The 11807-nt window shown below is 68.6% G+C and carries 9 protein-coding genes; 2 read left to right on the forward strand and 7 right to left on the reverse strand.

The genetic code is table 11. The features are described 5' to 3' along the window. Positions 1–64: 64 nt before the first annotated feature. Positions 65–1786: a copper resistance protein B gene (locus AC3IPP_RS10040; RefSeq protein WP_489148879.1), complete on the reverse strand. Its 1722-nt coding sequence runs from the start codon at positions 1784–1786 to the stop codon at positions 65–67. After that, a complete protein-coding gene (locus tag AC3IPP_RS10045; RefSeq protein WP_489177392.1) occupies positions 1783–3564 on the reverse strand; it encodes a copper resistance system multicopper oxidase in 1782 nt (593 codons plus the stop codon). Before AC3IPP_RS10045 ends, AC3IPP_RS10040 begins: the two co-directional genes overlap by 4 nt. A gap of 291 nt (positions 3565–3855) precedes the next feature. On the opposite strand from AC3IPP_RS10045, the gene AC3IPP_RS10050 reads away from it, so the two are divergent. Both AC3IPP_RS10050 and AC3IPP_RS10055 read left to right on the forward strand, forming a co-directional pair. Then, the gene (locus AC3IPP_RS10050) at positions 3856–4083 is read left to right on the forward strand and encodes a heavy-metal-associated domain-containing protein (protein WP_489148881.1); all 228 of its coding nucleotides are present in this window, start codon (positions 3856–3858) and stop codon (positions 4081–4083) included. 2 nt (positions 4084–4085) lie between these two features. Continuing rightward, a complete protein-coding gene (locus AC3IPP_RS10055) occupies positions 4086–4574 on the forward strand; it encodes a DUF411 domain-containing protein (RefSeq protein WP_489148882.1) in 489 nt (162 codons plus the stop codon). A gap of 280 nt (positions 4575–4854) precedes the next feature. On the opposite strand, the gene AC3IPP_RS10060 is transcribed toward AC3IPP_RS10055, so the two are convergent. The 5 genes from AC3IPP_RS10060 to AC3IPP_RS10080 all read right to left on the reverse strand — a co-directional run bounded on the left by AC3IPP_RS10060 (position 4855) and on the right by AC3IPP_RS10080 (position 11686). Then, a complete protein-coding gene (locus AC3IPP_RS10060) occupies positions 4855–5289 on the reverse strand; it encodes a CBS domain-containing protein (protein ID WP_489148883.1) in 435 nt (144 codons plus the stop codon). A gap of 355 nt (positions 5290–5644) precedes the next feature. Then, positions 5645–6019, reverse strand: coding sequence for a copper-binding protein (locus AC3IPP_RS10065; protein WP_489148884.1), 375 nt, complete (start codon positions 6017–6019; stop codon positions 5645–5647). Further along, complete coding sequence (locus tag AC3IPP_RS10070; RefSeq protein ID WP_489148885.1) at positions 6016–9165, reverse strand: efflux RND transporter permease subunit; 3150 nt, start codon at positions 9163–9165, stop codon at positions 6016–6018. Before AC3IPP_RS10070 ends, AC3IPP_RS10065 begins: the two co-directional genes overlap by 4 nt. Then, complete coding sequence (locus AC3IPP_RS10075; RefSeq protein ID WP_489148886.1) at positions 9162–10451, reverse strand: efflux RND transporter periplasmic adaptor subunit; 1290 nt, start codon at positions 10449–10451, stop codon at positions 9162–9164. Before AC3IPP_RS10075 ends, AC3IPP_RS10070 begins: the two co-directional genes overlap by 4 nt. After that, positions 10448–11686: a TolC family protein gene (locus AC3IPP_RS10080; RefSeq protein ID WP_489177393.1), complete on the reverse strand. Its 1239-nt coding sequence runs from the start codon at positions 11684–11686 to the stop codon at positions 10448–10450. Before AC3IPP_RS10080 ends, AC3IPP_RS10075 begins: the two co-directional genes overlap by 4 nt. Between the last annotated feature and the right edge of the window lie 121 nt (positions 11687–11807).

The raw sequence follows: 11807 nt of genomic DNA on the forward strand, positions 1-11807 counted from the left end.
TAGGGGCGCTTGACCCGGAGTAGGAACCGGAGACGGTCCTGCGACCGTCTCCGACTTTTCGACGTCAGAACCAGGCCTTGATCCCGACGACCAGACGCGTCGCATCCACGTCGTCGCCGCGGGCCTTGGCGTAGTCGGCGGTGTCGCCAAACGCGCGGCTCCACTCGACCCCGACATAGGGCGCGAACTCCTTGCGGATTTCGTAGCGCAGGCGCAGTCCCGCCGTGACGGAGGTCAGGCCCGAACCGATCTCCAGCTCGGGAATGTCGCTGGCCGACAGGGCCACTTCAATCGCGGGCTGCAGGATCCATCTCTGGGTGATGCGCTGGTCGTACTCCGCCTCGGCGCGGGCGGTCAGGTCGCCCTCGGTCGACAGGAAGGCGGCGGCGCTCATCTCGAACCAATAGGGCGCGACGCCCTGCACCCCGACCGTCAGATGGGTGGTGTCGTCGCCATCCGGGCGGAAGTCTTGCCGCACGCCCGCCTGTACGTCCCAGAAGGGCGCGACGGCGCGGCTGTAGAGGGCCTGGACCTCGGCGTCGTGCAGCTTGCCGTCGAACGCGCCCTCGCCTTCGGTCTTCCACCAGAAGCGGTTGATGTCGCCTCCGGTCCAGCCCTGGGCGTTCCAGCTGTAGCCCTCCTCGCCGTCGCCGAAACTGGCTTCAATGGAGTCGATCAGCACCGCCGTGGTGCGCACGTCGCCGTTCTCGACCAGCAGCTGTTTGCGCGACGCCGCCATGACGGCGGGGTCGAACAGCATGTCCGCCGCGTGGGCGGGCGCGGCGCGGGCGGCGGCGGGCGGCGGCGTTTCGACCATCCGGCCGCCGACCGCGTCGACGCTGGTCGGGATGTTGGGCGCGCCGCCCGCCATGGCCGACATGTCATGCCCTGCGTGAGGATCAGCCGCGCCCGCCGGGGCAGCACCCATGTTGTGACCCGCATGGGGATCGGCGGCGGGCGCCTGCATGGCGCTCATATCGTGACCAGCGTGGGGATCAGCCGCCGGAGCCATGGTGTGACCGGCATGAGGGTCCGCGGCGGGGGCCGTCTGCATACCGCTCATGTCATGCCCGGCATGCGGGTCGGTCGCAGCCGCCGGAGCGGCGCCCATGTCATGACCCGCGTGGGGGTCTGCCGCCGGCTTGTCATGCATGGTGCAGTCGTGGGCCGCGCCCTGCTCTGCGCATTTCGGGCAGGCGCAGGTCTTGGTTGTCGGTTGCTGCGTCGTCGCTGGAACCGTCGCAGCAGCCGAGCCCATGTCGTGACCCGCATGAGGGTCGGCGGCAGGCGTCGCCTGCATCCCGCTCATGTCATGGCCAGAGTGCGGGTCGGCCGCTGCCGCTGGGGCCGCGCTCATGGTGTGTCCGGCATGAGGATCAGCAGCAGGCGTCTGGGCGGGAGCCATCTGCATGGCGCTCATATCGTGGCCGGCGTGCGGATCAGCAGCGGGCGCCGTGGCAGGCGCCGCCTGCATCCCGCTCATGTCATGGCCGGCATGCGGGTCAGCGGCAGACGCCGGAGCCGGGGCCGCCTGCATCCCGCTCAAGTCGTGGCCCGCATGAGGGTCGACGACAGGCGCCTGGGCCGGCGGCGTAGCGCGCCGGGGCTGAGGGGCGGCGGCACGCGGTTTGGGCTTGGGCGCGGGCCTCGGTCGAGCTTGCGGCGGGCGCGCGGGTGCGGCCTGGGCGCCGTGGCCGCCATGCCCCCCGTGGCTCTGGGCGACGGCCGAACCGGCGGCCAGCATCAAAGGCAGAACCGCGACGGCGGCGAACAGGGCGCGGCTCATCGGGCGGCTCCTTCCAACGGACGAACCGTGACGACGTTGAACATCCCCGCGTGCATGTGCATCAGCAGGTGGCAGTGGAAGGCCCAGTCGCCCGGCGCGTCGGCGGTCAGGTCGAAGGTGACCTTCGATCCCGGCGCCACATTGACCGTATGCTTCAGCGGCTGATGCCCGTCGTGGCCGTTGACCAGCTGGAAGAAGTGGCCGTGCAGGTGGATCGGGTGGGCCATCATGGTGTCGTTGACCAGGGTGACGCGGACCCGCTCGTTCAGCTCGAAGCGGATCGGTTCGACCAGCTCCGAGAACTTGCGCCCGTCAAAGCCCCACATGAACCGTTCCATATTGCCGGTCAGATGGATTTCCATCGAACGCGACGGCGGACGGGTGTCCTTGTTCGGCTCCAGCGCGCGCAGGTCGGTATAGACCAGCACCCGGTGATCCACGTCCTGGAGACCCTGCGGCCGCTCGCCCAGTCGGTTGGCGGGCGAAGGCGCGATGGCGTCCACCCCGACGCCGACCGCCATGTCGGCGGGAGCGTTGTTCGGGTCGCGCATGCTCATGGCGCCGTGGTCCATCGGCGCGGCGGCGGCCCCGGCGGCGACGGCGCCCGCTGCTCCATGAGCCGAGTGATCCATCCCGGCCATCGAGCCGTGATCCATGCCGGCCATCCCGCCCATCCCCATGTCGGCCATGGTCAGGTTCGGCACCTTGCGCAGCGGCGGAACCTCGGCCGTCATGCCCAGACGCGGGGCCAGGGTCGCGCGGCCCATGCCCGAACGGTCGATGGCTTCCGACACGATGGTGTAGGCGCGGTCCTCAAGCGGGCGGACGATGACGTCATAGGTCTCGGCGACCGAGATCTGGAACTCGTCAATCTCGACCGGGCGGACGTGCTCGCCGTCGGCCTGAACCACGGTCATGGCCAGACCGGGAATGCGAACGTTGAAGATCGACATGGCCGAGGCGTTGATGACGCGCAGACGCACCCGCTCGCCGGGGCGGAACAGACCGGTCCAGTTTTCCTGCGGGCCGTGGCCGTTGATCAGATAGGTATAGGTGGTGCCGTTGACGTCCAGGATGTCGCGCGGGTCCATCCGCATCCCGCCCCACATCCGGCGCTCGGCCAGATCCATGCCGTCCGAGCCATCCAGCAGGCCCGCCAGGGTGGTCTTCTGCATGTTGAAGTAGCCGGGGCTCTTCTTCAGCTTGGCCAGGATTTCATGCGGGTGCAGGAAGCTCCAGTCCGACAGGACCAGAACGTGCTCGCGGTCATAGCCGACCGGATCGGCGCTCGCCGGGTCGATGACGATGGGCCCATAGTGGCCCATGGCTTCCTGCAGACCCGAATGGCTATGATACCAATAGGTGCCCGACTGCTTCAGCGGGAACTCGTAGACGAAGGTCTCGTGCGGCTTGATGCCCGGGAAGCTGACGCCCGGCACCCCGTCCATCTGGAACGGCAGCAGCAGGCCATGCCAGTGGATCGAGGTGTCCTCGTCCAGGGTATTGGTCACCGACAGGCGCACATTCTGACCCTCGCGCATCCGCAGCAGGGGCGCGGGCAACAGGCCGTTGACGGTGAAGGCGTGGCCGGTGCGCCCGCCGACGGTGAAGTTCGAATGCCCCACGGTCAGGTCGATATTCGGCCCCGTCAGCGTCGGCAGATCGGCGCGCAGCCCCGGCGACCCGGTTTGCGCCCAGGCTGGCATCAGGCCCGAAAGGCCAAGCAGTCCGCCGCCAGCGGCCGCGCCGCGCAACAGAGACCTACGATCGAGAGCCATGCTCGACATATGATAGATATTCCTTCCTTGAACGACGCTCATCGCTGACGACGCCATCGCGAGCTTCACTGGGTACTACGCATCGTCGGGTCGCCTCCCCTTGCGACAGGTCGCCACACGCGTAATTTTAGACGCCGCCTTTTCGAGGGAGCCGGTCGGACTACAGTGACGATGCGCGACACTCGCGCGCCCCGAGCCTGACCAGCACGAAAAATCATGGTTCCGGCCGTTGACCTTCCCATAAGGGGAAGGATTAGAACCGACAGGCGTCAAATGTTGAAAGGTCCGCCCATGTCCGCTCACGGCCCCGGAGTTACCGATCTACAGGTGCTCAACATCCCCAAGATCCGTTGTGGCGGCTGCGTCGCCAGCGTCGAGAAGGCCATTCACTCCGTCGACGCCTCGGCCCAGATCACCACCGACATCGAGGCTCGCCGCGTCGAGGTCTCGACCGACGCCGACCGTCAAACCCTGCTGACCGCGCTGGACGCCGCCGGCTATCCGGCCGAGGCCGCCTGACCATGAACAAGCTCAAGATTTCCGCCCTCGCCGCCGGCGTCGCCATTCTCGGCGGCGCGGGCTTCCTGCTGAACGGCCTGCCCACCGTGGCCCAGGCCTCGGACATGACCGTCTACAAGAGCGATTCCTGCGGCTGCTGCGGCGGCTGGGTCGAGCATATGCGCAAGGCCGGCTACGCCATTCGCGTCGTCCCCACCGACGACCTGGCCCCGGTCAAGGTCCGCCTCGGCGTGCCGGAATCCCTGTGGTCCTGCCACACGGCCGTCGTCGATGGAAAGGTGATCGAGGGCCATGTCCCCGCCGCCGCCGTCAACGCCTTCCTGAAGGCGCCCGGCGCCGCGCGCGGCATCGGCGTCGGCGGCATGCCCACCGGCTCGCCCGGCATGGAAGCCCCCGGCTACGCCCCCGAACGCTATGACGTCATGCGCTTCGGCAGCGGCGCCCCCGCCCCCTTCATGACCTTCGAAGGCGCGAACCCGGTTCGTCGCTAAAAGCACAAGGCCCCGTCAGTTCGCGCCCAAGCTTGTCGACGGGGCCTTTTCATATCCTCAGTCGCTGACCGGTTCGCCGCCCCGGGCGACACGGCGATGACCCGAGCCCCTGCGCGCAAGCAGGCTTCAGGGTCGTCTTTGGGGTGCGGGGGAATGCAGCGAACGCGCGGGGCGGAGACCGGCCCATGCTCCGCCACGCCCGGTCGGCCTCACCCTCGGATCCCTCTTTCACAGCGTTGAGTGGCGGCACGGTCAGAGAAGAACGACCAGGCATGAAACCTCAATGCTGACTGTGACGGGCGCTCGGTTCGGTTACTCCTGCAAGCGCCGCAGCGGCCTGTGAACCATTTCCACCGACTTGGCTGATGTCGCCAAGGGATATGATCCCCACCAGCCGCTTGCTCCGACTAAGGACCGGGAGCCGGCGGACTTGCTGTGCGCCCATCTGGGAGGCGACGTCGTCAAGGCTCTCATCATCGAAGCAGTAGAGGACCTCGGCGCTCATGATATCGCGTACAGGCGTTTTCGGACCTCGGTCTTCCGCGACCGCGCGAACCGCCAGATCGCGATCGGTGATCATCCCGACCAACCGGTCATTCTCGCCGACCGGCAGGAAACCGGCGTCGATCTTCTTCATCATCCGCGCAGCGTCGCCGATGGAGTCGCCGGGCGAGCAGACCTGCACGTCCGTGCTCATGCATTCGTTGACCTTCATCATCCTGTTCCTTGCCAATCGCCTTGTCTCGGGAACGGACGCCAAACGCGAAGGACATCATTCCTGGATCAAGGCTGTCCGCTGGGGCAGTCCCGATCTATCCGCGCCGGGGAAGGCGTCCGGACAGGTCGGGACCGCAGTCCTCGGGACGACCAGAGGACGTCATCGGAAACCGACCAGACCTCGCTCGGTTCCGGCGCCGTTCGGGTTCCTTTCTCGCGCCTTCTCGCCTTGGAGGCTTGAAGCCCTGCCGCAGAACAGACCGTAGTCGCAATGCCCAGGGCCTGGGGCCTAGGGGGCCAGCCGACGACGCGGCGTTTGCCCCATCGCCGACTTTCTCCGGGGACGACCGTGCCTATTCGGGCCGGATCGCGGTCACTTCGGATTCACGACCGCGCACCGTCACGTCGAACTGGACGCGCTCGCCGACCTTGGCCTTCACGACCACGGTCGGGGCCGCCTTGAAGCTCATCGTCATGGCGGGCCAGTCAACGCCCGGGATCGGACCGTGATCGATCGTGACCGAGCCTGCCGCCGCATCGACCTTCGTGATCACGCCCGTTCCGACGCCGGATTTTACGGCTTCGGCCGGGGCCATGGGCGTGGCGGCCATGTCGCCGGAGGTCGCCGGGGCGGCGGCCGGCGCCTCGACCGGCGCTGGTTCCGTCTTCTGGTTGCAGGCGCCGAGGCCGATGGCCAGACCGACCGACAGAATGAGGGCGTGTTTCATTTGGGTTCTCCAGGGTTGGACGCGGGGTTGGGAAGTTTTCGACGGCGAAGCAGAAGGTATCCGGCCGGGATCACCAGCATGGACAGCAAGGGCGCCGTCAGCATGCCGCCGATGACCGGCGCGGCGATGCGGCTCATGATTTCCGATCCGGCGCCGTGGCCGATCAGGATCGGCAACAGGCCGGCGATGATGACAGCGACCGTCATGGCCTTGGGCCGGACCCGAAGCAGCGCCCCCTCCCGGACCGCCGCCTCCACCTGATCGCGATCAGGGTTCAGCCCCCGATCTCTCAGCGCGTGCTTGAGGTAGATCAGCATCACCACGCCGAACTCGGCCGACAAGCCGGCCAGGGCGATGAAGCCGACGCCGGTCGCCACCGACTGGTGATAGCCCAGCAGGTAGAGCATCCAGATTCCGCCGGTCAGGGCGAAGGGCAAGGTGGCCATGATCAGCAAGGCCTCGTCGAAACGACCGAACGTCAGATACAGCAGAATGAAGATGATCACGAGCGTGACCGGCGCCACGATCTTGAGCCGGTTCGCCGCCCGCTCCAGATATTCGTACTGCCCCGAGTAGGCGATGACGACGCCCTGGCTCAGGCGCACATCCCTGGCCACGGCCTCTTTCAGATCGGCGACGACGGACGCCAGGTCTCGCCCGCGGACATCGACATAGACCCAGGTCGAAGGCCGGCCGTTCTCGGACTTCAACATGGGAGGGCCGTCGGCGATCTCGAGCTTCGCGACCGTGCCCAGGGTGATCTGCTGACCCGACGGCGTCAGGACCGGCAGCGCCCGCAGTTGCTCAAGATCATCCCGTAGTTCGCGCGGATAGCGCACATTGATCGGATAGCGAGCCAGGCCCTCGACGGTCTGGCCGATCGTTTCGCCGCCGATGGCGCCGGCTACGATTGACTGGACGTCGGCGATGTTCAGCCCGTATCGACCCGCCGCCTCCCGGTCGATGTCGATATCGACATAGCGCCCCCCGGTCAGCCGCTCGGCCAGGGCCGAGGTGACGCCCGGCACGGTCTGGGCGACCTTGGCCACCTCGCCGCCGATGCGATCGATCTCAGCGAGGTCGGCCCCGGAGACCTTGACCCCGATCGGACTCTTGATCCCGGTCGCCAGCATGTCGATGCGGTTGCGGATCGGAGGCACCCAGAGATTGGCCAGGCCCGGCGCGCGCACGACCCGGTCCAGCTCCTCGACCAGTTTCTCCGGCGTCATGCCCGGCCGCCACTGGTCGCGCGGCTTGAACTGGATCGTGGTTTCGAACATCTCCAGCGGCGCGGCGTCGGTCGCGGTTTCGGCCCGCCCCGCCTTGCCGAACACGGTGGCGACCTCGGGCACGGAACGGATCATCCGGTCGGTCTGCTGCAAAAGCTCGGCGGCCTTGGCGGTCGACAGTCCCGGCAGGGCCGAGGGCATATAGAGCAGGTCGCCCTCGTCCATCGGCGGCATGAACTCTCCGCCCAGCTGGCTCAGGGGCCAGGCGGTGGTGGCGAAGGCCAGGACGGCTATGGCCAGGGTGGTCCGGGGCCGTTTCAGCACCCAGTCGAGCGGCCGACGATAGAGCCGCGTCAGCCAACGATTGATCGGATTGCTCTGCTCGGCGGGTATTCGTCCCCGGATCATATAGCCCATCAGCACAGGGACCAGAGTGACCGACAGAATGGCCGCCGCGGCCATGGCGTAGCTCTTGGTGAAGGCGAGCGGCGCGAACAGCCGCCCCTCCTGCGCCTGAAGCGTAAAGACCGGCACGAAGGACAGGGTGATGATCACGAGACTGAGGAACAGGGCCGGGCCGACCTCGGCGGCCGCCTCGGTGATGACGGTCCAGCGCGTCTCGCCGGCCAGTTTCTGGTCGGGATGGTCGTGCTCCCATCTCTCGATATGCTTGTGGGCGTTCTCGATCATGACAATCGCCCCGTCAACCATGGCCCCGATGGCGATGGCGATCCCGCCCAGCGACATGATGTTGGCGTTCACCCCCTGGGCGTGCATCAGCAGAAAGGCCGCCAGCACCCCCAGCGGCAGGGTCAGGATGGCGACGAGCGCCGAACGCGCGTGCCAAAGGAACAGGCCGCAGACGAGCGCGACGATGATGAACTCCTCGATCAGCTTCTGGCTGAGGTTGGAGACCGCGCGGTCGATCAGCTGCGAACGGTCGTAGGTCGTGACGACCTCCACGCCCGGCGGCAGGCCGGCCTTCAGGGTCTGGAGCTTGTCGCGCACGGCCTTGATGGTGGCCCGCGCGTTCTCGCCCGAGCGCAGCACCACCACGCCGCCGGCCACCTCGCCCTCGCCGTTCAGTTCGGCGATGCTGCGCCGCATCTCCGGGCCGATCTGGATCGTCGCCACGTCGCCCAGCGTCACGGGCGCGCCGCCGGCCGCGGTGCGGATCGGTATGGCGCGGAAGTCGTCCAGATTGGTCAGATAGCCATTGGCCCGGACCATGTATTCGGCCTCGGCCAGCTCCAGCACCGAGCCGCCTGTTTCGGCGTTGGCGCGCTGGACGGCCTCGACCGCCTGCTGGTGCATGACGCCGTAGCCAGCCAGCTTGATCGGGTCCAGAACGACCTGATACTGCCGCACCATGCCGCCGATGGCCGCCACCTCGGCCACCCCCGGCACGGTCTTGAGCTCATAGCGCAGGAACCAGTCCTGCAGGCTGCGAAGCTGCGCCAGATCGTGACGCCCGGTCCGGTCGACCAGGGCGTATTCATAGATCCAGCCGACGCCGGTGGCGTCCGGCCCCAGCGCGGGCCGGGCGCTGTCGGGGAGCCTGGACTGGACCTGGCTGAGGTATTCCAGCACCCGCGACCGGGCCCAGTAGAGGTCGGTTCCGTCCTCGAACAGGACATAGACATAGCTGTCGCCGAAGAAGGAGTAGCCGCGCACCGTCTTGGCGCCCGGCACCGACAACATGGTGGTCGCCAGGGGATAGGTGACCTGGTTCTCGACGATCTGCGGCGCCTGGCCGGGGTAGCTGGTGCGGATGATGACCTGGACATCCGACAGGTCCGGCAGGGCGTCGACCGAGGTGTTCCTGACCGCCCACAGCCCGGCGACCAGCAGGGCCAGCGCCGCCATCAGGACAAAGACCCGCCCCTTGACCGAAGCTCTGATGATGCGGGCGATCACCGGCCCGGCTCCTTCATCGCCGTCCCGGCGGCGGGCGACGCCGCCGGGGGCGCGTCGCCGTCGATGGGTCGCGCCGCGACGCCCGACAGGCTGGCCTCGGAATCGATCAGGAACTGGCCCGAGGCGATGACCTGCTCTCCGGCGCGGAGGCCCGCCAGGATTTCCGTCTGGCCGCCGCTCTCGCGTCCAATGCGAACCTGGGCCGGCTGATAGCGCCCCTCAGGCAGGGCCAGCATGACGATGTCGCGCTGACCCGTGCGGATGACCGCCTCGGACGGCACAAGAAGCGCAGGCGTCGTCGCCCCGCCGAATACGACCCGGCCGAACATGCCCGGCCGCAGACGTCCGCCCCGGTTCGCCAGTTCGATGCGGCCCGTGAGGGTGCGGCTGTCGCCCGACACCTCGGGCAACAGGGCGGTCAGGCGGCCGGTGAAGCGTTCGGACGGGAAGGCCGTCAGGCCTACCTCCACGGATTGTCCGACCCGCAGTTGTCCGGCGAGGGCCTCGGGGATGGCGGCGTTGAGCCAGACGGTCGACAGGCCGCTGATCTCGGCCAGGGCGGCGCCCTGCGTCACGCTCATGCCGCGCCGGACCGCCAGGGTGCGAATGGCGCCGGCCGTCGGGCTGGCGATGGTGATGGTGTCCCGCGGCCGCCCGCTGCGTTCGACCGAGGCGATCAGGCCCTCGGACATCCCCATCAAGACCAGCCGGCGTCGCGCGGCCTGAATCAGCGCGGCGTCTCCGGTGCGGCGCACCGCCAGATATTCCGTCTGCGCCCCGCCCCAGCTGGGAACCAGCAGATCGACCAGGGGCGCGCCGGCGGCGACGACGTCGCCGGGCGCGCGATCATAGACCCGCTGCACGAAGCCGTCGGCCCGCGACTGCACGATCGCCACATCACGCTGATTATAGTCGATCACGGCCGTGGCGGTCAGATCGCCGCCCAGGCTTCCCATGCGCGCCGTCGCAAACCGAACCCCCAGGTTCTGCGTCAGGGCCGGATCAATGCGCACGCCGCCGGAAGCCGCTCCAGCCCCGCCCTCGTCGGCGTATTTGGCGACCAGGGGCATGTCCATGAAGGGCGACTGACCCGGCTTGTCGAACTTCCGGTCCGGATACATGGGATCATAATAGTAGAGGACCTTTCGCCCCCCTCCCGCGTCAGCGGCAGGCGCGTCAGGGCCGCCGGATCGCTGACCGATCACCAGGCCGGTCCCGACGCCGATCCCCACCAGCACCAGAGCGCCCAGGGCGACGCCGAGGCGATTGTAGCTGAAGCCGCTCATCGGTCGCTCCCATAGGTCAGGGTGATTTCGGCGGCGTGACGCATCACCGCCGCCTCCTTGTCCAGCGCGTCCAGCCGGGCGTTGGCCACGGCGGTGAAGGCCTGGACGATTTCGGCGAGCCCGATCCGACCGGCGGCATAGGCGGCGGTCTCCAGATCGGACTGCTGCACGACGGCGGGCAGGACGATGTCGCGCGCCCTGATCCACTGATCGTGGTCCGTGGCGTGCTGGGCCAGATCGCGCTGCAGGTCCGCCTCCAGTTGGCGGCGCGCCCCCTCGCGCTCCGCTCCCACCTTGCGCGCGTCCGCGGACCGCGCGGCGATCAAGGGTTCCTGACGCTGCCCCTGGAACAGCGGCAGACGCACGCTGGCGCCCACCGAAACCATGTCGCCGAAGGCGGGATCGCGGCGCTGATAGCTGGCCTCGACCGACCAGTCCGGACGTCGTCCGGCCCTTGCCAGGTCGAGTTCGGCCTGGGCCCGCCGATCCTCGGCATCGTAAGCCTTCAGCACAGGAAGGTTTACAAGCCCCATGCGCAAAGCCGACGAGTCCGGCGCGTCCGACGGCGGCGCGCCGTCCGTGGTGGGCGCCGGGTCGCCCGTCCACCGGGTCAACACGGCGCGCGCAGCCTCCCGTTCCGCTACCAGCCGGCTGCGCCGATCGTCCAGCGCGGCCTTGAGCTGGATCGGCGCCAGGGCCATGGCCGGACGATCCGCGCCCGACGCCACCCCGGAAGGGGCGGCGTCCCAGAGCGGTTGCAGCGCCGCCAGGACCGCGTCCACGGCGGACAGCTTGCGGTCTGAATAATAGAGATCGATCCAGGCCAGGCCCGCCGCGATCCGCACCTCGCGCAGCGCCGAGGCGTCGTCGGCGACCGCGACGCCGATCGCGGCCTCGGCCAGGCTGCGCTCGGCGCGACGGCGCGCCCGGCTGGGCAACTCCTGCTCGACGCCGACCCGCAGGGCGGTGAAGTCGTCCTCGCCGAACCGGCCCGCCATGGGGCCGGTCACGGGAAAGCCGTCCAGCCCGAACTTGAGGCTGGGATCAGGCAGCCGCCCGGCCGCGACCACGGCGGCGCGGGCCGCATCGACGCCAAGCGCGCTGGCGCGAAGATCAGGGGCGTCAGAGGCCGCCCGCGCCAGGGCGGCCTCGAAGGTCAGGGGCTCGGCTTGGGCCGACATGGCGCCGAAGGCAGCCAACAACGCAAGGACCGAAGGCAGGCCAAGCGCGCGCACTACAGCACCCCCTGGTCAGGGCGATGCCTCGAGGCGGCCGACGCCGCCTCCCCTTTCGTGCGCTCGGCGACAGCCGGAGCCCGATGGGCGGAGCGGCCTTCACCTGGGGCCACGCAAACCA

The sequence above is a fragment of the Brevundimonas sp. KH_060 genome (assembly GCF_057838275.1).

What these genes read in the sequence shown, in the direction of transcription:
- AC3IPP_RS10060 (WP_489148883.1), bottom strand. Translation starts at nt 5,289, where the DNA reads ATGAAGGTCAACGAATGCATGAGCACGGACGTGCAGGTCTGCTCGCCC.
- AC3IPP_RS10045 (WP_489177392.1), bottom strand. Translation starts at nt 3,564, where the DNA reads ATGGCTCTCGATCGTAGGTCTCTGTTGCGCGGCGCGGCCGCTGGCGGC.
- AC3IPP_RS10040 (WP_489148879.1), bottom strand. Translation starts at nt 1,786, where the DNA reads ATGAGCCGCGCCCTGTTCGCCGCCGTCGCGGTTCTGCCTTTGATGCTG.
- AC3IPP_RS10065 (WP_489148884.1), bottom strand. Translation starts at nt 6,019, where the DNA reads ATGAAACACGCCCTCATTCTGTCGGTCGGTCTGGCCATCGGCCTCGGC.
- AC3IPP_RS10055 (WP_489148882.1), top strand. Translation starts at nt 4,086, where the DNA reads ATGAACAAGCTCAAGATTTCCGCCCTCGCCGCCGGCGTCGCCATTCTC.
- AC3IPP_RS10050 (WP_489148881.1), top strand. Translation starts at nt 3,856, where the DNA reads ATGTCCGCTCACGGCCCCGGAGTTACCGATCTACAGGTGCTCAACATC.
- AC3IPP_RS10075 (WP_489148886.1), bottom strand. Translation starts at nt 10,451, where the DNA reads ATGAGCGGCTTCAGCTACAATCGCCTCGGCGTCGCCCTGGGCGCTCTG.